Origin of the sequence: Nonomuraea recticatena (assembly GCF_039533245.1) — a bacterium.
Taxonomy (GTDB): Bacteria; Actinomycetota; Actinomycetes; order Streptosporangiales; family Streptosporangiaceae; genus Nonomuraea; species Nonomuraea roseola.
Map to the genome: position 1 here is coordinate 136,513 of NZ_BAAATE010000018.1, position 21,497 is coordinate 158,009.

At 70.2% G+C, this 21,497-nt stretch carries 22 protein-coding genes; 14 read left to right on the forward strand and 8 right to left on the reverse strand.

The genetic code is table 11. The features are described 5' to 3' along the window. Window positions 1-5 precede the first annotated feature (5 nt). A complete protein-coding gene (locus ABFX50_RS30050; RefSeq protein ID WP_346150947.1) occupies window positions 6-1,502 on the reverse strand; it encodes a peptide MFS transporter in 1,497 nt (498 codons plus the stop codon). A gap of 148 nt (window positions 1,503-1,650) precedes the next feature. Between ABFX50_RS30050 and ABFX50_RS30055 the strand changes: the two genes are divergently transcribed. From ABFX50_RS30055 to ABFX50_RS30075, 5 genes are all read left to right on the forward strand, one after another. Further along, a complete protein-coding gene (locus ABFX50_RS30055) occupies window positions 1,651-3,480 on the forward strand; it encodes an AMP-dependent synthetase/ligase (protein ID WP_346150949.1) in 1,830 nt (609 codons plus the stop codon). Window positions 3,481-3,547: 67 nt separating this feature from the next. Further along, the gene (locus ABFX50_RS30060; RefSeq protein ID WP_346150951.1) at window positions 3,548-4,729 is read left to right on the forward strand and encodes a hypothetical protein; all 1,182 of its coding nucleotides are present in this window, start codon (window positions 3,548-3,550) and stop codon (window positions 4,727-4,729) included. Between the two features lie 116 nt (window positions 4,730-4,845). Beyond that, window positions 4,846-5,328, forward strand: coding sequence for a hypothetical protein (locus ABFX50_RS30065; protein ID WP_346150953.1), 483 nt, complete (start codon window positions 4,846-4,848; stop codon window positions 5,326-5,328). Window positions 5,329-5,422: 94 nt separating this feature from the next. Beyond that, window positions 5,423-6,280, forward strand: a complete 858-nt coding sequence (locus tag ABFX50_RS30070) for an aldo/keto reductase (RefSeq protein WP_346150955.1) — start codon at window positions 5,423-5,425, stop codon at window positions 6,278-6,280. 15 nt (window positions 6,281-6,295) lie between these two features. After that, complete coding sequence (locus ABFX50_RS30075; RefSeq protein ID WP_346150957.1) at window positions 6,296-6,712, forward strand: hypothetical protein; 417 nt, start codon at window positions 6,296-6,298, stop codon at window positions 6,710-6,712. 31 nt (window positions 6,713-6,743) lie between these two features. Here the strand turns inward: ABFX50_RS30075 and ABFX50_RS30080 are convergent, their stop codons facing one another. Next, window positions 6,744-7,901 carry an RtcB family protein gene (locus tag ABFX50_RS30080; protein ID WP_346150959.1) on the reverse strand — a complete coding sequence of 386 codons (1,158 nt, stop codon included), beginning with the start codon at window positions 7,899-7,901 and terminating at the stop codon, window positions 6,744-6,746. A 193-nt stretch (window positions 7,902-8,094) separates the two neighbouring features. Between ABFX50_RS30080 and moaA the strand changes: the two genes are divergently transcribed. Further along, on the forward strand, window positions 8,095-9,084 hold the full coding sequence (gene moaA, locus ABFX50_RS30085; RefSeq protein WP_346150961.1) for a GTP 3',8-cyclase MoaA: 990 nt from the start codon (window positions 8,095-8,097) through the stop codon (window positions 9,082-9,084). Here the strand turns inward: moaA and ABFX50_RS30090 are convergent. The 3 genes from ABFX50_RS30090 to ABFX50_RS30100 all read right to left on the reverse strand — a co-directional run bounded on the left by ABFX50_RS30090 (window position 9,071) and on the right by ABFX50_RS30100 (window position 11,932). Further along, window positions 9,071-10,006: an LLM class flavin-dependent oxidoreductase gene (locus ABFX50_RS30090; protein ID WP_346150963.1), complete on the reverse strand. Its 936-nt coding sequence runs from the start codon at window positions 10,004-10,006 to the stop codon at window positions 9,071-9,073. The genes moaA and ABFX50_RS30090 overlap by 14 nt on opposite strands. Window positions 10,007-10,160: 154 nt before the next feature. Then, window positions 10,161-10,823, reverse strand: coding sequence for a GntR family transcriptional regulator (locus tag ABFX50_RS30095; RefSeq protein WP_346150965.1), 663 nt, complete (start codon window positions 10,821-10,823; stop codon window positions 10,161-10,163). After that, a complete protein-coding gene (locus ABFX50_RS30100) occupies window positions 10,820-11,932 on the reverse strand; it encodes a CaiB/BaiF CoA transferase family protein (RefSeq protein ID WP_346150967.1) in 1,113 nt (370 codons plus the stop codon). Before ABFX50_RS30100 ends, ABFX50_RS30095 begins: the two co-directional genes overlap by 4 nt. 72 nt (window positions 11,933-12,004) lie before the next feature. On the opposite strand from ABFX50_RS30100, the gene ABFX50_RS30105 reads away from it, so the two are divergent. The 3 genes from ABFX50_RS30105 to ABFX50_RS30115 all read left to right on the forward strand — a co-directional run bounded on the left by ABFX50_RS30105 (window position 12,005) and on the right by ABFX50_RS30115 (window position 14,176). Then, window positions 12,005-13,165: an acyl-CoA dehydrogenase family protein gene (locus ABFX50_RS30105; protein ID WP_346150969.1), complete on the forward strand. Its 1,161-nt coding sequence runs from the start codon at window positions 12,005-12,007 to the stop codon at window positions 13,163-13,165. A gap of 121 nt (window positions 13,166-13,286) precedes the next feature. Continuing rightward, window positions 13,287-13,922, forward strand: a complete 636-nt coding sequence (gene mobA / locus ABFX50_RS30110) for a molybdenum cofactor guanylyltransferase (RefSeq protein ID WP_346150970.1) — start codon at window positions 13,287-13,289, stop codon at window positions 13,920-13,922. Beyond that, entirely contained in the window at window positions 13,919-14,176 is a 258-nt protein-coding gene (locus ABFX50_RS30115) for a DUF6457 domain-containing protein (RefSeq protein ID WP_183661812.1), read from the forward strand. Before mobA ends, ABFX50_RS30115 begins: the two co-directional genes overlap by 4 nt. Before the next feature lie 257 nt (window positions 14,177-14,433). On the opposite strand, the gene ABFX50_RS30120 is transcribed toward ABFX50_RS30115, so the two are convergent. Next, window positions 14,434-14,748, reverse strand: a complete 315-nt coding sequence (locus ABFX50_RS30120; RefSeq protein ID WP_346150971.1) for a DUF3099 domain-containing protein — start codon at window positions 14,746-14,748, stop codon at window positions 14,434-14,436. A 99-nt stretch (window positions 14,749-14,847) separates the two neighbouring features. Here ABFX50_RS30120 and ABFX50_RS30125 point away from each other — a divergent pair, with 99 nt between their 5' ends. Both ABFX50_RS30125 and ABFX50_RS30130 read left to right on the forward strand, forming a co-directional pair. After that, the gene (locus ABFX50_RS30125; protein WP_183661808.1) at window positions 14,848-15,060 is read left to right on the forward strand and encodes a dodecin; all 213 of its coding nucleotides are present in this window, start codon (window positions 14,848-14,850) and stop codon (window positions 15,058-15,060) included. 96 nt (window positions 15,061-15,156) lie between these two features. After that, window positions 15,157-16,179, forward strand: coding sequence for a linear amide C-N hydrolase (locus tag ABFX50_RS30130; RefSeq protein WP_346150972.1), 1,023 nt, complete (start codon window positions 15,157-15,159; stop codon window positions 16,177-16,179). A 34-nt stretch (window positions 16,180-16,213) separates the two neighbouring features. Here the strand turns inward: ABFX50_RS30130 and ABFX50_RS30135 are convergent, their stop codons facing one another. Next, window positions 16,214-17,569, reverse strand: coding sequence for a metallopeptidase TldD-related protein (locus ABFX50_RS30135; RefSeq protein WP_346150974.1), 1,356 nt, complete (start codon window positions 17,567-17,569; stop codon window positions 16,214-16,216). A gap of 14 nt (window positions 17,570-17,583) precedes the next feature. Then, window positions 17,584-19,077, reverse strand: a complete 1,494-nt coding sequence (locus ABFX50_RS30140) for a TldD/PmbA family protein (RefSeq protein WP_346150976.1) — start codon at window positions 19,075-19,077, stop codon at window positions 17,584-17,586. Window positions 19,078-19,154: 77 nt separating this feature from the next. Between ABFX50_RS30140 and ABFX50_RS30145 the strand changes: the two genes are divergently transcribed. The 3 genes from ABFX50_RS30145 (at window position 19,155) to ABFX50_RS30155 (ending at window position 21,370) form a co-directional block, all read left to right on the forward strand. After that, window positions 19,155-19,850 carry a beta-ketoacyl-ACP reductase gene (locus tag ABFX50_RS30145; protein WP_183661802.1) on the forward strand — a complete coding sequence of 232 codons (696 nt, stop codon included), beginning with the start codon at window positions 19,155-19,157 and terminating at the stop codon, window positions 19,848-19,850. A gap of 3 nt (window positions 19,851-19,853) precedes the next feature. After that, complete coding sequence (gene fabI / locus ABFX50_RS30150) at window positions 19,854-20,618, forward strand: enoyl-ACP reductase FabI (RefSeq protein WP_183661800.1); 765 nt, start codon at window positions 19,854-19,856, stop codon at window positions 20,616-20,618. A gap of 131 nt (window positions 20,619-20,749) precedes the next feature. Then, window positions 20,750-21,370, forward strand: a complete 621-nt coding sequence (locus ABFX50_RS30155) for a TetR family transcriptional regulator (protein ID WP_346150978.1) — start codon at window positions 20,750-20,752, stop codon at window positions 21,368-21,370. The last annotated feature ends 127 nt before the right edge of the window (window positions 21,371-21,497 follow it).

Here is a 21,497-nt window from a genome sequence, read left to right on the forward strand (position 1 = left end):
GACGATCAGTGTGTCAGTGCCTGGCCGGGGGCCACGTCCTCGTCCCCCATGAGCGCCTTAAGCCTGCGCACGAACATCAGCAGGATCAGGCCCGCCACCAGCGCCACGCCGCCGAGCACCAGGTAGTACTGCGTGAGCGACAGGAAGCCGGTCAGCCGGTAGGTCTGGCCGCCGATCGCGTCGCCCAGCGCCGCGGCCAGGAACCACACGCCCAGGATCTGGCCCTTGAAGTGGTGGGGGGCGAGCTTGGTGGAGACAGACAGGCCCACGGGGCTGAGCGTCAGCTCGCCGACGGTCTGCATGAGGTACATCACCATCAACCACAGGATGGACACCCTGACCCCGCCTGAGGCGACGTTGGCGGCCGTGGCCAGCACGACGAAGCTCAGGCCCGCCATGAACAGCGCGAAGGTGAACTTCAACGGGGCGCTCACCCTGCTGCCCCATCTGGTCAGCCAGATCGCGGCGAAGACGGGGGAGAAGACGATGACGAACAGCGAGTTGAAGTTCTGCGTCCAGCCCGCGGGGATGGTGAAGCCGAAGAAGGTCAGGTCCACGCTCTTCATCGCGAAGTCCGTCACGGGTCCTGGAGCCAGGTCGAAGATCATCCAGAAGATGACGGCGGCGAAGAACAGGTAGATGTAGGCGCCGAACCTGCGCCGCTCCAGCGGGGTGATGCCGTGCCCGCCGTGCATGATGTACGACAGGTAGAAGATCGTGATGAGCGCGATGATCGCGGTCACCGTCCAGGTGACGCCGTCCTCGGTGAACAGGCCGGTCACGGCCAGCAGCGCGGCCAGCACCGCGAGCGTGACCAGCCCGACGAGCACCCACTTGACGGCCCCGCGCCGCTCCTCGGCCGACAGCGGCTGCGGCACCCGCTCGCCCGCGCCGTGCAGGCTGCGCTTGCCCAGCGTGTACCAGATCAGGCCCAGCGCCATGCCGACCGCGGCCGAGCCGAAGGCCAGGTGCCAGTTCCTGTCGCCGGCCAGCACGGGCGTCAGACTGATGCCGGCCAGCGCGCCGATGTTGATGCCCATGTAGAACAGCGAGAAGCCCGAGTCGCGCCTGGCGTCCTGGTCTTCCCTGTAGAGGTAGCCGACCATGCCGGAGACGTTGGGCTTGAGCAGTCCCGTGCCGGAGACGATGAGCAGCAGGCCCAGGTAGACGAAGACCGGGCTGCGCACCGGGATCGCCATGCTGATGTGGCCGGACATGATGATGACTCCGCCCAGCAGAACCGCCCTGCGGGCGCCGAGCACCCGGTCGGCCAGCCAGCCGCCAGGCAGCGCCGTCAGGTAGACCATGCCCTGGTAGACGCCCACGATCGCGAAGGCCGTGGCCTCCGGAAGGCCGAGACCGTTGCGGACGGCGGGAGCCATGAGGAAGGCGGCCAGGACGGCCCGCATGCCGTAGAAGCTGAACCGCTCCCACATCTCCGTGCCGAACAGCGTGGCCAGACCCCACGGATGCCCGAAAAACGTCTTTTCCTCCGCCTTCATCCCGCCCCCCGACGACATGTTGCGTATGTGATCAACTACTCTACGTCATGAGGTGTTCTTGTCCCCTGCCCAGGGCTTGTCGGGGCTCGACGCGTGTGGTGCGATGCATCCCACTCGTGCAAGTGAGCACTGACGTGGAGGGCGCGCTATGGCCGATGTCCTTGAGGTACAGGCCGAGATCCTGCGGGAGATCGCCGGCCGGACGGTATGTGAGCAGCTCAGGCAGATCGCCGAGCGCTATCCCGACTCGCCCGCCTACTCCGATCCGGCCGAGGGCGGATGGAGCACGCTGACCTACGGCCAGGCCAGGCAGCGGGTGCTCGAGATCGCCGCCGGCTTCATGGCGCTGGGCATGGAGCCGGGCGACGCGGTGGCGCTGATGATGGTCAACCGCAGCGAGCACGTGCTCGCCGACCTCGGCGCGGTGCACGCCGGCGGCATGCCGTGCTCGGTCTACTCCACCTTCGCCCCCGACCAGATCTCCTACGTCGCCAACGACGTGGGCGCCAGGTACGCGGTGCTCGGCGGCGCTGCGGACCTGGCCAGATGGGACCCGGTGCTGGGCGAGGTGCCTGGCCTACGCAAGATCATCGTGCTCGACGGCACGCCGACCGGCGAGCTCTTCATGAGCTGGGCCGACTTCCTCGAACTCGGCAGGGCCAGGCTGGCCGAGGACCACTCCGCCGTCGAGGAGCGCTGGAGGGCGGTCACACCGGGCGACGTGCTCACCGTGCTCTACACCTCGGGAACAACCGGCATGCCGAAGGGCGTGCCGCTGACCCACGCCAACGCCTTCTACGAGTGCGCGGCCACCGACCGCATGACCGCGCTGCCCACGCAGGGCACGCAGATCTCCTACCTGACCTACGCCCACATCGCCGAGCGCGTCCTCAGCCTCTACCTGCCGCTGACCAAGGTCTCCCACGTGCACTTCTGCACCGACCTGGCCAACCTCGGCGCCGCGCTCGGGCAGGTGCGGCCGATGATGTTCTTCGGCGTGCCGCGGGTCTGGGAGAAGATGATGGCCAAGCTCCAGGCGCTGCTGTCCACCCAGCCCGAGGAGCAGCAGGAGCAGGTCAGGCAGGCCATGGCGGCGGGGCGCGCCTACATCGAGGCGGGCCAGTACGGCCACACCGTCACCCCCGAGATCCAGGCCGCCTACGAGGCCGCCGACGCCGCGCTGCTGTCCATCGTCCGCGGCATGATCGGCTTCGACCGCGCCGAATGGACGGCCACGGGCGCGGCCCCGCTGCCCGACGAGGTGCGCGGCTTCTTCGCAGGGCTCGGCCTCAGGGTCATCGACGTCTACGGCATGACCGAGACGACCGGCGCGTTCACCGCCAACAGCCCCGCCGTCTACAAGCTCGGCTCGGTCGGCAGGCCCGAGCCCGGCGTCGAGGTGCGCCTGGGCGAGGACGGCGAGATCCTCACCCGCAGCCCGCTCAACACCAGCGGCTACCTCGGCAGGGCGGCAGAGGAGCTTATCGACGCCGACGGCTGGCTGCACACCGGCGACATCGGCACCGTCGACGACGACGGCTTCTACCGGGTCGTCGACCGCAAGAAGGAGCTCATCATCACCGCGGGCGGCGAGAACATCTCGCCTGCGGCGATCGAGAACTACCTGAAGGAGCACCCGCTCATCGGCCAGGCGCTCGCCTACGGCGACAACAGGCCCTTCCCCGTGGCGATCCTCACCCTCGACGGGGAGATCGCGCCGGGCTGGGCCCAGGCGCAGGGCATCGCCTACACCTCGCTGGCCGAGCTGGTCGAACACCCCGACGTGCTCAAGGCCGTGGAGGCGGCCGTCGAGACGGCCAACGCGAAACTGGCCAGGGTGCAGCAGGTCAAGCGATGGGCGCTGCTGCCCGCGGAGTGGACGGCCGAGACCTCCGAGCTCACGCCCAGCCTGAAGCTCAAGCGCAGGGTCATCCACGCGAAGTACGCGGAAGTGATCGAGGAGCTCTACACCGGCTGACACCTTTACCAACAGGGGCGTGTGTCTCGCCCCCTGCCATTGCCGGACGGTTCCTACCGTCCTGCACATGACCAAGACAGTTCTACTCGCGTCGCTGGTGGCGGGAGCACTGACCGGTCCCGTGCTGGTCGACGCTCCCGCCACCCTCGCAATCAAAGAGATCACGGTGAGGCCCGCCGAACCCGTGGTGGGGGCACGTGGCTCGGTGAAGCTCGTGATCGACGTCGTGGCGAAGGGCGCGGCAAAGAACGGGGTGTCGGTCAAGGTCGAACCCGGCGCCCCGCCGAAGCCCGTACCCGGAAGGAAGCCGATCGACGGCGGCCCGACCCTCGGGCCCGTCCCCGATGTGCTGCCCTCGCCCGTGACCACCCCGACTCCAGCGGTGAAGTCGGCCCCTGCGGTGAAGTCGGCCCCTGCGGTGAGGCCGGCCCCTGCGGTGAAGTCGGCCCCTGCGGTGAGGCCGGCCCCTGCGGTGAAGTCGGCCCCTGCGGTCAAGCCGGCCCCGAGGCCGTCGCCGTCGGTGGCGCTCACCCCTGCCGTGCAGGCGCCGACACCTGGCCGTCCTGCCGTCGCTCCGGCCCCGGCGGCTCCTGGCCGTCCTGCCGTCGCTCCGGCCCCGGCCGCTCCCGGGCGTCCCGCCGTCGCTCCGGCCCCGCTCGCTCCAGGCCGTCCCGCCGGTACGCCGGCCGCGACCTCGGCCCTCAAGCCCCAGGCGCCGCCCGCGCCCATGGGCCAGCCGGCCGTGCAGCGGCCGGTCGCGCCCGAGGAGCTCGCCACGCCGGGCGTGCAGCCGCAGCGGGTCGGCGACGGCTGGGAGACCTGGCGCTTCATGCCGTCACAGGGACTGACCCGCTTCTACCCCTCGGGCGTCTGGACGATCACCGCGACCGCCAAGGCCGAGGACGGCAGCACGGTCACCGAGCACCAGACCTTCAACCTGCGCCACGAGACCAAACTCGGCGATCTGGAGATCGACAGGGTGCGCGGAGCCAAGGCCGTACGGCTGAGCGGCACCCTGAGGAGGGTGGACCCGAACGGGTACGCCGACTTCGCGCCCTTCGGCAAGCAGCGGCTGGAGATCTCCTACCGGCGCACCGAGACCGAGGAGTGGCAGCGGGTGGCCACCGTGGACACCGCCGCCACCGGACGCTTCGAGCGGCGCGTGGACGGCAGGATGCACGGCCAGTGGAAGGTGCACTACCCAGGAAACGACAGCTACGCCGCGGAGCAGGCCGGAACCCGTAGCTAAACCGTCCTTTATCTGATCGTTACCAGTTTTGCGCCAACTTTCCTTTACCTTTACGCGTCATTGGTATTGACGCACTCTGTCCCGAGCGCGTCACCCACGGGGAGAGGAAGTTCCACATGATGCGACGACTGGCCGCCGGCGCAGCGGCCGCCGCGCTGGGCGTCTCGGTGCTCGCCACGGCGGCGCCCGCCTCCGCGGACCCGGGGCACGACCCCGACTGGGACGGCGGCCACACCAGGCTGTCGCTCGACGTCGGCCCCGAGCCCGCATGGGAGGGACGCGGCATCTCGATCAGAGGCAAGCTCTCCGTCGAGTGCGAGCAGGACTACATCGACGGCTTCGTCGTGGTCACCCACGCCGACCACTGCAAGCGGGCGGGCGGCTGGAAGCGACTGGCCGGCAAGAGCATCGTGATCCTGTTCAAGGCCGACGGCTCGCGCGGCTGGGAGCACGTCGAGACCGTCCGCACCCACCGCGACGGGTACTTCTCCACCAGGGAGCGGGCCTGGACCTCCGGTACGTGGCGGGCGGTGTTCGAGGGCGCCTGGTACCTCAAGCCGACCGAGGCCACCGACTGGGTGAAGGTCATCCGTCACTAGCACCACCACGAAAGGCCCCGATCCACCTGGATCGGGGCCTTTCCCTTGTGGCGCGCTTGACCTGGAGTGAACTCCATCGGCCAGGATGTGCCGCATGAAGACTCGACTGATCGCCGACCTGTCCGTCAGCGCCATCGGCCTGGGCGCCATGCCGATGTCCGTGGCCGGCCACATGCCCGACGAGGGGCGCTCGATCAGGACGATCCACGCCGCGCTCGACGCGGGGGTCACCCTGATCGACACCGCCGACGCCTATGCGCCCACCACCGCCGAGACGGGCCACAACGAGCGGCTCGTGGCGCGGGCGCTGGAGCTGTGGAGCGGCGACCGCGACACGGTCCTCGTGGCGACCAAGGGCGGCCACACCAGGACCGGCGGCGACGGCTGGGGCCTGGACGGCAGCCGCGACTACCTGCGAAGGGCCTGCGAGAGGTCGTTGAAGGCGCTGGGCGTCGAGGCCATCGGGCTCTACCAGCACCACAGGCCAGACCCGGCGGTGCCGTACGAGGAGAGCATCGGGGCGCTGCGCGAGCTGCTCGACGAGGGGAAGATCAGGCTCGCGGGCATCTCCAACGCCGACCCCGCCCAGATCAGGCAGGCCCACGACATCCTCGGCGGACGGCTGGCCAGCGTGCAGAACGAGTACTCTCCCCGCTTCCGCAGCAGCGAGCAGGAGATCGACGTCTGCGAGGAGCTCGGCGTCGCGTTCCTGCCGTGGTCGCCGCTGGGCGGCATCACGTCGGCGGCCGGGCTCGGCGACGCCCACACGGCGTTCAACGAGGTGGCCGCCGAGCGGGGGGTGTCACCGCAACGGGTGTGCCTGGCATGGGAGCTGGCCCGCAGCCGCGTGGTGATCCCGATCCCGGGCGCCAGCCGTCCCGAGAGCATCCTGGACTCGGTGGCCGCCGCCGACCTCACCCTGACCGGCGAGGAACTCGCCCGCCTGGGGTAGGTGCGCCGTCTCACCGTGGTGCTCGCCTGGTGCGGCCGAGCGCCGGACGTGGTGATCGTCTACCACGATCGTGCCCGCGGCGAGAGCGCCGGGAGGCCAGATGATCCGACCGTCACGGACGCCACCTACGACGCGCCCGCGCTACCCGGTCAGCGGGCGTCGTTCCTGATCGACGCGCCATCGGGCGGATGGACGGCGGCCCCCGCACCGCTGGTCCCGGATCCGGCGATCACCTACACCGTCTTCGGCGCGACGCGTGACAACAGCTACTCCACCAGGAGCGTGAGCTTCCAGGCCGATGACGCGGCCAAGCTCACGCCCGGCAGCGTGCTGGTCCAGGGGTATGACGAGCGCACGCGGACGCATCCCGACGTCGTGCTGCCGCTGAAGGAGTTCGAGCAGGAATTGCGCGATTTCAAGGAATGCGCGTGATGAATGCTCCCCGCCGATGTGGCGGGGAGCGTCAGCCCTTGTAGTTGAAGATCTGGCGCAAGGTGTGCTGGACCTCCACCAGATCCTTCTGGTCGGCCATGACCTGGTCGATGGACTTGTACGCCTCGGGGTGCTCGTCCACCAGGGCGGCCGCGCGGTCCTGGTTCCAGACACGGCCGCTCATCGCCTGGGTCAGGGAGGCCGCGGACAGCTCCCGCTTCGCCTTGGTGCGCGACATCCGGCGGCCCGCGCCATGAGAGCAGGAGTTGTACGACTCGGGGTTCCCCCGGCCGCGCACGATGTACGAGCGCGTGCCCATCGAACCGGGGATCACTCCCTCGTCGCCAGTGTCGGCCTTGATGGCTCCCTTGCGGGTGATCCAGAGAGACTTGCCGTAGTGGGTCTCCTGCTGGGTGAAGTTGTGATGGCAGTTGATGGTGCGGACCCGCTGGCCCTTGCCGACGACCCGGAACAGCGCGTTGATCAGGACCTTGTCCATCCGGGCGCGCGAGGCCATGGCGTAGCGCTGGGCCCACAGCATGTCCTCGATGTAGGCGGTGAACTCGGGCGTGCTCTGGACCAGGTAGGCCAGGTCGGGGTCCTCGAGCCCGATCGCCTGCTTCTTCATCAGCTTCTTGGCGCCCACGATGTGCATCGTGGCCAGCTGGTTGCCGATGCCGCGCGATCCTGAGTGCAGCACCGTCCAGACCCGGTCGCGCTCGTCGAGGCAGACCTCCACGAAGTGGTTGCCGGAGCCGAGGGTGCCGAACTGGTCGGACACCTTCTTCGTCAGCTTGGGGTTCAGGTCGGTGTGGGGGAGCCCGAGCTCGCCCAGGGCGCGATCCATGGAGGGGTCGGCGTGGCCCTTGCCGACGCCGGCCGGGATGCGGCGCTCCACCATGGGCATCAACGCGGCCAGGCTGTCGGGAAGGTCGGCGGCGGTGAGGGTGGTCTCCGTCGCGACCATGCCGCAGCCGATGTCGACGCCCACGGCCGCGGGAATGATCGCGCCCTCGGTCGGAATGACCGAGCCGACTGTCGCGCCGATGCCGACATGCGCGTCGGGCATGAGAGCGACGTGGCCGGAGACGAATGGCAGGCGCGCGGCACGGGCGGCCTGCGTGATCGCGCCTTCGTCGATCTCGCTGGCCCACGACAGCAGGTTCGGTGCGGGCTGGTTCGGCGGCATGTGAGGAATCTCCTTACTGGTTGTTGATCAGTCTGGCGGGACCAGGAAGGAAATCCCATCCATTTTATCGCCAGGGGTTTTCGCCTCCTGGTGGGCCGCGGGGGAGTCGAGCGGCGGGGGCTCGGTCCGTTGTCGGGGGGATGGAATAGGCTGAACTGATGTTCCCCTCGGAAAGCTAGGAGGTGACCCCCCTGTGCTGAAGGACTCCTTCGGCAGGGTGGCGACCGACCTTCGGGTGTCACTCACCGACAAGTGCAACCTGCGCTGCACCTACTGCATGCCGCCCGAAGGGCTCGACTGGCTGCCCAACGCCCAGCTGCTGACCGCCGACGAGATCGTCAGGCTGGTCACGATCGGCGTCGAGCGTCTGGGCATCACCGAGGTGCGTTACACCGGCGGCGAGCCGCTGCTGCGCAGGGAGCTGGTCGACATCGTGGCCCGTACGGCCGCGCTGCGCCCCAAGCCGCAGGTGTCGCTCACCACCAACGGCATCGGCCTGGCCAAGCTGGCAGGCGCGCTGGCCGAGGCCGGTCTCGACCGGGTCAACGTCTCCCTCGACACCCTTGACCGCGAGACGTTCAAGCGCCTGGCCCACCGCGACAGGTTCGAGGACGTCGTCGCGGGGCTGGAGGCCGCCGACCGGGCGGGGCTGCGTCCCGTCAAGGTCAACGCGGTGCTGATGCGCGGCATCAACGACCACGAGGCGGTGCCGCTGCTGCGCTTCTGCCTCGAGCGAGGCTACGAGCTGCGCTTCATCGAGCAGATGCCACTCGACGCCCAGCACGGCTGGAACCGCGCCGACATGGTGACGGCCGACGAGATCCTCGCGCTGCTGCAGGCCGAGGTCGACCTGTGCGCCGACGATCTGGAGGAGCGCGGCAGCGCGCCCGCCGAGCGCTTCCTCGTCGACGGCGGCCCCGCGCGGGTGGGCGTCATCGGCTCGGTGACCCGTCCGTTCTGCGGAGCCTGCGACCGGGTACGGCTGACCGCCGATGGCCAGATCCGCAACTGCCTGTTCGCCAGGGAGGAGTCCGACCTCAAGGCCGCGCTGCGCGCAGGGGCGGGCGACGAGGAGCTGGCCGAGCGCTGGATCGCCGCGGTGCGCGGCAAGCGGGCAGGGCACGGCATCGACGACCCGTCCTTCCTGCAGCCCTCCAGGCCGATGTCGGCTATCGGAGGCTGATCAGCCGCCGGTAGGAGTCCAGGCGCCGGTCGAGGTCGTAGGTGTTCATCGTCACCAGCACCTCGTCGGCGCCGGTCCGCTCCACCAGCTCGTGCAGTCGCCGCGCCACCTGCTCCTCGGTGCCGTGGATCTGCCCCCGCAGCGCCTCGTCGAGGTAGGTGCGCTCGCGCTCGGTCAGCTCCATCGACAGGATCTCCTCCGGGGGGCGCAGCGGCGGGAAGACGCCGCGCGTGCGTGAGTGGGCGGTGGCCCAGGCCTCCGGCAGTTGCAGCAGGTGCGCGTCCTCGCCGACGGCGATGTTGGCCGCCACGATCACGTACGGCGTGCCCTTCACCCGCTCCCTGTAGCGCCTGGCGCCCTCCTCGGCCCTGCCTCCGCCGATCACGAGGGGGAGTCCGAGTTCGGCGGCGACGTCCGCGCCCGATCCGATCGCCAGCACGAAGGCGGGCACCTTCCTGCCTTCGGCGGGCATGGCGTGCACGCCGTCCCTGCCCCTGGTGAAGTAGTCGAGCAGCTCCTCGATCTGCTCGGCGAAGTTCTCCGCGTCCTGCTTGTCGTGGCCCAGCGCCCGCCTGATGCCGCCGGTGAAGCCGACGGACCTGCCCAGGCCCATGTCGATCCGCCCGGGGTAGAGCGCGTCGAGGACGCCGAACTGCTCGGCGACCACCAGCGGCCTGTGGTTGGGCAGCATGACGCCGCCCGTGCCCACCCTGATCCGCGAGGTCGCCGCCGCCACGGCCGAGGCCAGCACGGTGGGCGCCGAACCGGCCACGCCGGGCACCGCGTGATGCTCCGACACCCAGAACCGGTGATAGCCGAGCGCCTCGGCCTGCCTGGCGAACGTGACGGTGTCGCGCAGCGCCCACGCGGGGTCGTGTCCCTGCCTGACGAGGGATCGGTCGAGGATCGACAGCTTTGTCACCTCTCGTGCAACACGCCGGGCGCGGAGGGATTCCCGATTCGGGGCTCCCGCGCGGTCCGCGGAGGGCGCAGGGCTGGGGCGGGCCCTCGCTGGCGCGCTCATGATCGAGGAGCAGAGGAGCGATCACGCCAGGGCCGCGAAGGGCAGAGGCGGGTCAGGGGATGAGGACGGTGGACAGGGCCGCGACCGCGTGGGCGCGGTGCTCGTCCAGCCTGCTGACCACCTCGTCGGCGGCGCCCCGCCGCAGCGCGTCGAGCACGCCCCGATGCTCGGCCACGACGCGCTCCCTGTTGCCGCCCTCGCCGTAGTAGAGCGAGCGGTAGGCGTCGGTGGAGTCCCACAGGGTCCTGATCAGCCGGACCAGCCGCGGCATCCCTGAGCACTCGAACAGCGTCATGTGGAAGACCCTGTTCGCGCCGGCCATCTCCTGCACCTCGCCCGTCGCGGCGAACCGCTCGACCTCCGCCTGCGCCCGCTCGAGCCGCAGCAGATCGTCCTCGCCGAGCCGCTGGACGGCCTTGCGTACCGCCTCCTCCTCCAGCAGTTCGCGGATGCGGTAGACCTCGAGCAGGTCGTCGAGCGAGAGCGTCTCCACGAAGTAGCCGCGGTGCGCCTGGTAGGTGACCAGGCCCTCGCCGTGGAGCGTCTTCAGCGCCTCGCGCAGCGGCACCCTGCTGACGTCGAACTCCTCCGCCAGGGCGTCCTGCCTGATCGGGCTGCCTGGACGCAGCCTGCCCGTGGTGATCGCCCTGCGGAGCTCGGCGAGCACGAACTGCTGCGCCGTGGGCGGCCTGCGCCGTTCTTCGACCGAGCTCATCGCCCCAATATCTCACGGACCCATGCGGCGTCCTGTCCGAGGCCGGGAGGCGGCAGCCGGTAGGAGGCGGGCGTGCGCCCCAGCGCGATGGGGTTGGCCACCTGGCCGTCCACCACGGGCTCGAAACCCAGCGACGAGGCCAGCGCGAAGGCCCCCGCCACGTCGTTGATCGGCCCGCAGGGGACCCCCGCCGAGGTGAGCGCGGCGAACCACGTGTCGGCCGACGCGGTGGCCAGCGTCCGCGACAGCTCGGGCACCAGCGTCAGCCGGTCGGCGACCCTGCCCGCGTTCGTCGCGTAGCGGGGATCGGCGGCCAGGTCCTGCCTGTCCAGCACCTCGCACAGCGCGCGGAACTGCCTGTCGTTGCCCGCCGCGATCACGATCGGCCGGTCGGCGGCCTCGAAGACCTCGTACGGCACGATGCTGGGGTGCCTGTTGCCCATCGCCCGCGGCACCACCCCCGCCGCGGCGAAGGCGGAGGCGTGGTTGGCCAGCGCCGACAGCAGCGAGGTCAGCAGGGACACCTCCACGCGCTGTCCCCGCCCCGTCGCGTCGCGGTGGCGGAGGGCGGCGAGCACGCCGAGCGCGGCGTGCAGCCCGGTGATCACGTCGACCAGGGCCACGCCCGTCTTGGTCCCCGGCCCCGAGGGCTCGCCCGTCACGCTCATGAGCCCGCCCACCGCCTGCACCACCAGGTCGTAGCCGGGCAGTTCGGCGCCCTTGCCCGCGCCGAACCCGGTCACCGAGCAGTAGACGAGCCCGGGGTTGGCCGCGCTCACCTGCTCGTAGCCGAGCCCCAGCCGCTCCATCGTGCCCGGCCTGAAGTTCTCCACCAGCACGTCGGCGCGGGCGACCAGCGCCCTGGCCACCTCCAGGTCGCCGGGGTCACGCAGGTCGAGGGCTATCGAGCGCTTGTTGCGGTTGACGCCGAGGAAGTAGGTCGCCTGCCCGTCGGCGTACGGCGGGCCCCAGGCCCGCGTGTCGTCGCCGCCGTCGGGCCGCTCGATCTTCACCACGTCCGCGCCCAGGTCGGCCAGCAGCATTGTCGCGTAGGGCCCGGCCAGCACCCTGCTGAAGTCGGCCACCAGCAGGCCGCCAAGACTCTCCATAGTCAACGCACCCTAGGCTGTGTCATGTTGGATATTCAATATTGGATCCAATCTAGCCGGAGGGTTCGACCCATGCACCCCACCACCCTGTTCGCCGTCGACGGGCTCCTGACCGAGGAGGAGCGCGAGATCAGGAGCGCCGTCCGCCGCGTGTGCGACCGCGAGCTGCGCCCCAACCTCACCACCTGGTTCGAGGAGGGCCGGATCCCCGCCAGGGAGCTGGCACGCAGGTTCGGCGAGCTGGGCGTGCTCGGCATGCACCTGGAGGGCTACGGCTGCGCGGGCCTGGGCGCGGTCTCCTACGGCCTGGCCTGCCTGGAGCTGGAGGCCGCCGACTCGGGCCTGCGCAGCCTGGTCTCGGTGCAGGGCTCGCTGGCCATGTACGCCATCTGGCGTTACGGCAGCGAGGAGCAGAAGAACGAGTGGCTGCCCGCCATGGCCGCCGGCGAGCGGATCGGCTGCTTCGGCCTCACCGAGCCCGACTTCGGCTCCGACCCGGCCGGCATGCGCACCAGCGCCAAGCGCGAGGGAGGCGACTGGGTGCTGAACGGCACCAAGATGTGGATCACCAACGGCTCGGTCTCCGACGTGGCCGTGGTGTGGGCGCAGACCGAGGAGGGCATCCGCGGCTTCCTCGTTCCTGCGGGCACGCCCGGCTTCACCGCCACGGACCTCAAGCACAAGGTCTCCCTGCGCGCCTCCGTGACCAGCGAGCTGGTCCTCGACTCCGTACGGCTGCCGCAGGAGGCCGTCCTGCCGGGCGCCCTCGGCCTGTCGGGACCGCTGCGCTGCCTGAACGAGGCCAGGTTCGGCATCGTGTTCGGCGCGATGGGCGCGGCGCTCGACTGCCTGGAGACCGCGATCGCCTACGCGGGCGAGCGCGAGGTGTTCGGCAGGCCCCTCGCCTCCTTCCAGCTCACCCAGGACAAGCTCGCCGACATGGCCCTCGAACTGGGCAAGGGGCTGCTGCTGGCCGTTCACCTGGGCAGGTTGAAGGAGGCGGGCACGATCACGCCCGAGCAGGTCAGCGCGGGCAAGCTCAACAACGTGCGCGAGGCCCTGGAGATCGCCAGGACCTGCAGGACCATCCTGGGCGCCAGCGGCATCACCCTGGAGTACCCGGTGATCAGGCATGCGGTGAACCTGGAGTCGGTGCTCACCTACGAGGGCACCTCGGAGATCCACGCGCTCGTCCTGGGCAAGGCGCTGACCGGCCACGCCGCCTTCGCCTGACGCCGCCTTCCGCCGGTCGGGCCGCCTTGGACGAGCGCCCCTTCCAGTGACGCGTGGGTCATCGTGAGGGATGGTCCTGGCGAGTGGGTGATCCGCCCATGAACGTCGTAGCGTGTGACACATGCGGCATGACGCGATCATCCTCGCCGGCGGGGCGGCCACCCGGATGGGCGGCAGGGACAAGCCCGGCCTGCTGGTCGGCGGCAGGAGCATGGTGGAGCGGGTGGCGGCCGCCGTTCCCCAGGCGGAACGCCTGGTCGTCGTCGGCCCGCCGCGCGACCTGCCGGGGGCGCTCTTCACCCGCGAGGACCCGCCCGGCGGTGGCCCCGTTCCCGCGCTGCGCGCGGGGCTGGCCCTGGCGGCGGCGCCCTCGCTGGCGCTGCTGGCCGACGAGCTGCCGCTCCTGCTGCCCGAGCACGTCATCGCGCTCCTCGACGCCGCCGACACGCCGGAGCGGGCCGCCGGGGCCGTCCTGCTCGATGACGGCGGGCGTGAGCAGTGGCTGGCGGGGGTGTGGCGGACCGCCGCGCTGCGCGCGGCGCTGGAGGACTACGGGGGCCGCTCCCTGCACGGCCTGCTCGCCCCCCTCGACCCCGTACGGGTGCGCCTGCCCGGCACGCCCTGGCTCGACTGCGACACAATGGACGATCTGCGGAGCCTCACGCAGACCGGCGACGACCCGCACCGACCGCCCGAAAGGAGGGGTGGCGTGAGCTCAGGACCCGAGGCGGGCGAGCGCTCGCCACACCACACATGAACGTGCTGAGCGAATGGACCGCGCTGGCCTGCAAGGAGCTGGGCGTCGATCCCGCCTCCGTCGACAGGGACCTCATCCTCGAACTGACCAAGGAGGTCGCCCACGGCGTCGCCAGGCCCGCCGCGCCGCTGACCGCCTACCTGCTCGGGCTGGCCCAGGGGTCGGGCACCGCGCCCGAGGACGCCGTCGAGCGCATCACGACGCTGGCTCGCAACTGGGAACGGGCCACGACAGAGACCTTGACCGACGGCTGATGATCGCGGTCAAACCTGAAGGTTTGCTGTGAACCCGAGCAAACGATTTCGGGAAAGCACGCCTATCCGACCGAACAGTCGGAAACAAAATGACTGAGAAAAGGGCGAAGCCGGGTGGTTACGGGGGCAAACCACCCGGCTTCGCTTCATCGGCGTTCCGACGGGGGCCCGGAACGCCGGCACCAGCACTCCGACGGGGGACCGGAGCGCTTGGCTAAAGCGTACACCTACAACCCATGGGATGCGTCAAGACTTAGTCACGACCCGATCTCGCGTCGGTGGAGTGGAATCTCCTGTTGGTCAGGCGCGGGGCTGGAAAAGGTCGGAGGCGGGGCATCCTTGCCCCGCTCATTGGCACCGATTACGGCTATGTATGGCAAAAAGATGGCTCCCGCGATGAACAGCAGCCTGAACGGCCAGGGCACCGGCACCACGACGGCCAGGATCAGGCAGATCGTGCGGATGCCCATCTGGATGAGGTAGACCTTTTCCCTGCGGTTGATGTCCGCGCTGAGAGACGGCCGGGCGTCGGTGACCCGGTGGACGTCCCGCTCGCGCCGCAAACCCTTCACGTCTTCCACCGTAGACCTCGGACGGCACGGGTGCGTCGGCGCCCCTGGACGGCGCGACAGGTCATGCGATCATGGCTTTCGGGTAAGGGAGGAGGAGCTATGTCGGATCGTACGTACCGGGTGACCGAGATAGTCGGCACGTCGGCTGAGAGCCTCGACGACGCCGTCCGCAACGGCATCCGCAGGGCCGCGCAGACGCTGCGGCACCTCGACTGGTTCGAGGTCACGGAGATCAGGGGCCACATCGAACAGGGCGAGGTGGCCCACTACCAGGTGGGGATGAAGGTGGGCTTCAGGCTCGAGGACGCCTGATCTCCGTCACCGTTTCGCGCCTGACGTGACTTCGCCGGGCCCGCGCGGCACACTCTGATATGAAGGGGGCTGTCGGCTCGGCGAAGGGACCACTTGATGACACCGGCCTTACGCGCGCTACGCTCCACCGCCTCGCTGCTCGCGGCGCTGGCGCTGGCCGTACCGCTGGCGACCGCCTGTTCGGCCGCCGGCACGGCGGGCCAGGAGAGGGCGGGCCAGGCCGTGACAGGGAAGGCGGCTCCCGTGAAGGCCACCTCCGCGCCGGTGCTGCGGCAGAGCGCCGACGAGGTCGCCCGCACCAGCGCGAGCATGAGGCGGCTGGACGACCTGCCGATGTACGAGATGACCTTCCACGGCGGCTACGACGTCGAGGCGCCGCTCACCGAGGACGAACTCGGCAGGAAGGCCGAGGGGTGGGCCTGCTCGCTGTTCCACAGGGGCGCCGAGTTCGGCCGCAACTTCGACTGGGACGACAACCCCGCCATCGTCGTGCGCGCCGACCCGCCGGACGGCTACGCCTCCCTGTCGGTGGCCGACGCCTACTACGTGCTCGGCAAGACCGGCCCCGTCGACCTCGGCGACCCGGTCGAGCGGCGAAGGCTCGGGCACGCGGTGCTCGCCCCCTTCGACGGCATGAACGAGAAGGGCCTGGCCGTCGGCCTGGCCGCCACCCCGACCGCCGAGCTGCCCGCCCCCATGAAGGGCAGGCCCACGGTGAGCAGCGTGCGGATCATCCGGGTCCTGCTCGACAAGGCGGCCACGGTGAAGGAGGCGCTGGCGCTGATGCGCACCTACAACGTCGACTTCGACGGCGGACCCCAGGTGCACTACCTGCTCGCCGACAAGAGCGGCGCGTCGGCCGTCGTGGAGTACGGCGAGGGCAAGATGCACGTCCGCGACGACCGCGTCCTGACCAACTGGAGCGTCGTCAGCGGCACCCCCGACGACCGCCACAGGAGACTCACCGCGACGGTCGACTCGAAGGCCGACGGGCTCGACCTGCTGAAGAGCGTGGCCCAGGGCCACACCCGCTGGTCGGTCGTCTACGACCTGAACAAGGGCACCGCCAGGCTGGTGACGGCCAAGCGGTGGAACCGGGTGCACCGCCTGACCCTGTGATCACGCCAGGGCAGGCGGCGCACCGCGAGGCGGATCAGTTGGCCTGGCTGACCGTCGACATGTTGAAGTCGGGCACCCTGACCGGCGGCATGATCGTGCGGGTGAAGTAGTCGTTCCACTCGCGCGGCAGCGTCTGCTGGGCGGCCCCGACCTCGCTCAGGCGGCCCAGCAGGTCGACGGGGCTCTCGTTGAACCTGAAGTTGTTGACCTCGCCGACCACCTCGCCGTGCTCGACCAGGTAGACCCCGTCGCGGGTCAGGCCGGTCAGCAGGAGCGTCTGCGGGTCGACCTCGCGGATGTACCACAGGCAGGTCACCAGCAGCCCGCGCTCGGTGGAGGCGATCATCTCCTCCAGCGACCTGCCGCCCTCGCCGCCCCGCATGATCAGGTTGTCGATCGACGGCGTCACGGGCAGACCGCTCAGCTCGGCCGAGTGGCGGGTCTGCATGAGGGCGGTCAGCGTGCCGTCCTTCACCCAGTCGGTCGCCGCCAGCGGCAGGCCGTTGTCGAAGACCGAGCTGCGGCGGCTGGGCGCGTGGGCGGTCACGAACGGCGCGCACTCGATGCCGGGGGCGGCGGGGTCGCTGCTCAGCGTGACGGGCAGCTGGGCGAGCCGCTCGCCGACGCGGGTGCCCCCGCCCGGCTTGGAGAAGACCGTGCGGCCGTCGAGCGCGTCACGCGCGCCGCTCGACCACAGCATGTAGATCATCAGGTCGGCGACCGCGCTCGGCGGCAGCAGCGTCTCGTAGCGGCCGGCCGGCAGGTCGACCCGGTTCTTGGCCCACTCGAGGCGCTGGGCCAGCGAGGAGTCGAGCGCGGCCACGTCGACGTCGGAGAAGTCGCGCGTGGCCACACCCGTCCAGGCCGAGCGCTTGAGGTCGGCGGACTTGGCGTTGAGCTCGAGACGCCCCGTCGGCTGGTCGTGGCGCAGCCGCAGGCCCCTCGACGAGCCGACGAAGGTGGAGGTCAGCGTGTGCTCGGCGAAGCCGTACAGCTTCCTGCCGCCCGCCTCCGCGGCGGCGAACGTCTCACCGAGAGCGGGGGCGAAGTCGCCGAAGACCCCGATCGAGGTGGGCAGCACGGGCTCGACCCAGTTGGCGCTCGAGCCCGCCCCCTCCACCAGGGGCCTGACGTCCTCGGCCGGCTGCGCCTCGCGCGCCGCCGCGTCGGCCGCGGCGACCACCTCGGGCAGCTGCTCGGGCCTGACGGCCGCACGGGACACCACGCCGACGCCCGCGCCCACGATCGAGATCACGGTCAGCTGCGCCGACCTGGCGACGCCGTTGGTGGTGAGCGTGTTGCCCGCGAAGCGCAGGTTGGCCGTCGAGCCCTCGTCCACGATGACGACGCAGTCGTCGGCCTGGGAGAGCTCAAGCGCCCTCTCGACCATTTCCTGAGGAGATGTCACTTTCCACCCTCCTGCACGGTGTTGAGGATCCTGACGCCGCGGAACAGCGCCGAGGGGCAGCCGTGGCTGACAGGGGCGACCTGGCCGGGCTGGCCCTTGCCGCAGTTGAAGGCGCCACCGAGCACGTAGGTCTCGGGGCCGCCCACGGCCTCCATCGAGCCCCAGAAGTCGGTCGTGGTCGCCTGGTAGGCGAAGTCGCGCACCTGGCCGGCGAGCGCGCCGTTCTCGATCCTGAACGCCCGCTGCCCGGTGAACTGGAAGTTGTAGCGCTGCATGTCGATCGACCAGCTCTTGTCGCCGACGATGTAGAGGCCGCGCTCCACGCCGCCGATCAGCTCCTCGGTGGAGGGGCCGCCGGGGGCGGGCTTCAGCGAGACGTTGGCCATCCGCTGGATCGGCATGTGGCCTGGCGAGTCGGCGAAGGCGCAGCCGTTGCTCGCGCCGAGGCCCTTCATCAGCGCCATCCTGCGGTCGAGCTGGTAGCCGACCAGGATGCCGTCCTTGACGATGTCGAACTCGCAGGTGGCCACGCCCTCGTCGTCGTAGCCGATCGTGGACAGGCCGTGCTCGACGGTGCGGTCGCCGACGACGTTCATGACGGGCGAGCCGTAGACGAGCGTGCCGAGCTGGTCGAAGGTGGCGAAGCTGGTGCCCGCGTAGGCCGCCTCGTAGCCGAGCGCCCTGTCGAGCTCGGTGGCGTGGCCGATCGACTCGTGGATCGTCAGCCACAGGTTGGAGGGGTGGATCACCAGGTCGTAGTCGCCCGCCTCGACCGAGGGCGCGGCCAGCTTCTCGGCCAGCAGCTCGGGCAGCTGGGCCAGCTCGCCCTGCCAGTCGTAGTGGCCGTTCGTCAGGTACTCGTAGCCCCTGCCGACCGGCGGCGCGATCGTGGACATGTCGTCGAACCCGCTGGGGCCGGCCTTCATCGCGTTCAGCTCGGGGTGCACCCTGACACGCTGCTGGGTGGTGACGGTGCCGGCGGTGTCGGCGTAGAACTTCTGCTCCTTCACCTGCAGGAGCCGCGCGCTGACGTGGTCGGCGCCCTTCAGCAGCCCCGCCGACCAGTCGGCCAGCAGCGCCACCTTCTCCTTCTGCGGCACGGAGAAGGGGTCGATCTCGTAGGCGGAGACCCAGCTGACCTCGCCGTGCACGGGCTCGGGCGCCAGCTCGATGGGCTCCCTGTTGATCGGGGCGCTCACCTCCGCGACCTTGACGGCCTGCGCGGCCACCTCCGCGGCGGCCTCGGGGGTGAGCACGAGGCCCGCGGCGAAGCCCCAGGTGCCGTTCTTGACCACCCGTACGGCATAGCCGAGGTCGTCGGCGTCCATGGCCCCTTCGAGCCTGGCGTCGTAGAGAGCGAGAGACTCGGCTCGCACCCGCTCCAGCCGGAAGTCGGCATGCGAGGCGCCGAGGTCACGGGCGCGCTGAAGGGCTGCGTCCGCGAGCTGCCTGAGCGGCAGGGCGAGGAAATCGGGATCGATCTGGCGCATGTCAACGATCCTAGCCCTGTGATCTTGTACGTCCCGGACAAGGGGATACCGGCGGGTAGGAGATAGCGTCAGGTCTCATGGCACGCTCTGTACTCGTCACCGGAGGCAATCGCGGCATCGGCCTCGCGATCGCCCGCGAACTGGCCGCGGCAGGCGACAACGTCGCCGTCACCTACCGATCGGGGGAGCCGCCCGAGGGATTGTTCGGCGTCCGCTGCGACGTGACCAGCTCCGACGACGTCGAGGCCGCCTTCGCCAAGGTGGAGGCCGAGCAGGGCCCCGTCGAGGTGCTCGTCTCCAACGCGGGCATCACCAAGGACACCCTGCTGGCGATGATGAAGGAGGAGACCTTCACCGACGTCATCGACGCCAACCTCACCGGCGCCTACCGGGTCGCCAAGCGCGCGATCAGGCCCATGATGAAGCTCAAGCGCGGCCGCATCATCCTCATCTCCTCCGTCGTCGGCCTCAGCGGCCAGGCCGGGCAGTCCAACTACGCCGCCTCCAAGGCCGGCCTGGTCGGCTTCGGCCGATCCCTCGCCCGCGAGTACGGCTCGCGCGGCATCACCGTCAACGTCGTCGCCCCCGGCTTCGTCAAGACCGACATGACCGCCGAGCTCGACTCCGAGGCGATCGTCAAGAACATCCCGCTGGGCCGGCAGGCGGTCCCCGCGGAGATCGCGCGCGTCGTGCGCTTCCTCGCCAGCGACGACGCCTCCTACATCACAGGGGCCGTGATCCCCGTCGACGGCGGTCTGGGAATGGGGCACTGAAGCATGGGAATCCTCGAAGGCAAGCGCATCCTGGTCACCGGCGTCCTCACCGACGCCTCCATCGCCTTCTCCGTGGCCAAGCTGGCCCAGGAGCAGGGCGCCACGGTCGTGCTGACCGGCTTCGGCCGCCTGTCGCTGGTCGAGCGCATCGCCAAGCGGCTGCCGCAGACGCCGCCGGTGATCGAGCTCGACGTGCAGAACACCGAGCACCTCGACACCCTGGCCGCCCGCGTCGGCGAGCACGTCGACGGCCTCGACGGCGTCGTCCACTCCATCGGCTTCGCTCCGCAGACCGCGCTCGGCGGCAACTTCCTCAACACCACGTGGGAGGACGTCGCGACCGCCCTGCACATCTCCACCTTCTCCTACAAGTCGCTGGCGGTGGCCTGCCTGCCGCTGATGAAGGAGGGCGGCTCGGTCGTCGGCCTCGACTTCGACGCCACCAAGGCCTGGCCCGTCTACGACTGGATGGGCGTGGCCAAGGCGGGCCTGGAGTCGGCCAACCGCTACCTCGCCCGCGACCTGGGCAAGCAGGGCATCAGGGTCAACCTGGTCGCGGCGGGGCCGCTGCGCACGATGGCGGCCAAGTCGATCCCCGGCTTCAAGGAGTTCGAGGAGGCCTGGCCGGAGAAGGCGCCCCTGGGCTGGGACCTCTCCGACACCGAGGTGGCGGCCAAGGCGTGCGTCGCGCTGATGTCCGACTGGTTCCCCGCCACCACGGGCGAGATCGTCCACGTCGACGGCGGCGTCCACGCGATGGGCGTCTAGGTCACCCAAGCTCTCCAGCCCCCTGCGCTGTCTGCGCGGGGGGCTTCGTCATGCCCGCTGCGGTGTGATGTGCGGCACTTCAGAGGATGAAATGTTGCAGACTCTGAAATTTCATCCGTAATCTTGATGTTGTGACCATCGTGGAGAGCACAGAAGAGCTCGGGCGCAGAGACAGGAAGAAGCTCGAGACCCGGGCCGCTCTCGAGCGCGCCGCTCTCACGCTGGTCGCCGAGCGGGGCCTGGCCGGTGTCACGGTCGAGGACATCGCCGAAGCGGTCGATGTCTCCTCCCGCACGTTCTTCAACTACTTCCCCTCCAAAGAGGACGCGCTGCTCGGCAGGAGCCCGAGGGCGGAGGCGGAGCTGATCGAACGGCTGGCCCGGGTGCCCGCCGAGATGTCCGCGCTGGCCGCGCTGCGCCTGGTGCTGCTCGACGAGGCCGAGCGCGTCCAGGAGCGGCGCGAGGAGTGGCTGCTCAGGCTGAAGGTGTTCGAGCAGAACCCCTCGCTGCTGCTCAAGCTGTTCTCCGGAGGGGCCGAGGCCGAGCGGCGGCTGGTGGCGGCCGTGGCGGGGCGGCTTCCCGAAGGTCCCTCGGGGACGGCGCACGCCGAGCTCGTCACCGCCGTGGCGCTCACCGCCTTCAGAGTGGCGGTGCTGCGCTGGAGCACTGTCGACATCCCGCTGGCGGGCCTGGTCGACGAGGTCTTCTCGCAGGTGGCCGAGGGGCTGCCCGACCCGAACCCGCCCGCCTGAGAGCCGGCCCGCCTGAAACCAGCCCATCTGAAACCCGGCCCGTTCCGCATCCGGCTCTCCGAGAACCGGACCGTCTGAAACCAGCCCAGCTGAAACCCCCGGCCCGTTCCGCATCCGGCTCTCCGAG

Bases quoted from the DNA above. Each gene is read 5' to 3' on its own strand.
- ABFX50_RS30050 (WP_346150947.1), bottom strand. From the start codon at position 1,502: ATGAAGGCGGAGGAAAAGACGTTTTTCGGGCATCCGTGGGGTCTGGCC.
- ABFX50_RS30055 (WP_346150949.1), top strand. From the start codon at position 1,651: ATGGCCGATGTCCTTGAGGTACAGGCCGAGATCCTGCGGGAGATCGCC.
- ABFX50_RS30060 (WP_346150951.1), top strand. From the start codon at position 3,548: ATGACCAAGACAGTTCTACTCGCGTCGCTGGTGGCGGGAGCACTGACC.
- ABFX50_RS30065 (WP_346150953.1), top strand. From the start codon at position 4,846: ATGATGCGACGACTGGCCGCCGGCGCAGCGGCCGCCGCGCTGGGCGTC.
- ABFX50_RS30070 (WP_346150955.1), top strand. From the start codon at position 5,423: ATGAAGACTCGACTGATCGCCGACCTGTCCGTCAGCGCCATCGGCCTG.
- ABFX50_RS30080 (WP_346150959.1), bottom strand. From the start codon at position 7,901: ATGCCGCCGAACCAGCCCGCACCGAACCTGCTGTCGTGGGCCAGCGAG.
- ABFX50_RS30095 (WP_346150965.1), bottom strand. From the start codon at position 10,823: ATGAGCTCGGTCGAAGAACGGCGCAGGCCGCCCACGGCGCAGCAGTTC.
- ABFX50_RS30100 (WP_346150967.1), bottom strand. From the start codon at position 11,932: ATGGAGAGTCTTGGCGGCCTGCTGGTGGCCGACTTCAGCAGGGTGCTG.
- ABFX50_RS30105 (WP_346150969.1), top strand. From the start codon at position 12,005: ATGCACCCCACCACCCTGTTCGCCGTCGACGGGCTCCTGACCGAGGAG.
- mobA (WP_346150970.1), top strand. From the start codon at position 13,287: ATGCGGCATGACGCGATCATCCTCGCCGGCGGGGCGGCCACCCGGATG.
- ABFX50_RS30115 (WP_183661812.1), top strand. From the start codon at position 13,919: ATGAACGTGCTGAGCGAATGGACCGCGCTGGCCTGCAAGGAGCTGGGC.
- ABFX50_RS30125 (WP_183661808.1), top strand. From the start codon at position 14,848: ATGTCGGATCGTACGTACCGGGTGACCGAGATAGTCGGCACGTCGGCT.
- ABFX50_RS30130 (WP_346150972.1), top strand. From the start codon at position 15,157: ATGACACCGGCCTTACGCGCGCTACGCTCCACCGCCTCGCTGCTCGCG.
- ABFX50_RS30135 (WP_346150974.1), bottom strand. From the start codon at position 17,569: ATGGTCGAGAGGGCGCTTGAGCTCTCCCAGGCCGACGACTGCGTCGTC.
- ABFX50_RS30140 (WP_346150976.1), bottom strand. From the start codon at position 19,077: ATGCGCCAGATCGATCCCGATTTCCTCGCCCTGCCGCTCAGGCAGCTC.
- ABFX50_RS30145 (WP_183661802.1), top strand. From the start codon at position 19,155: ATGGCACGCTCTGTACTCGTCACCGGAGGCAATCGCGGCATCGGCCTC.
- fabI (WP_183661800.1), top strand. From the start codon at position 19,854: ATGGGAATCCTCGAAGGCAAGCGCATCCTGGTCACCGGCGTCCTCACC.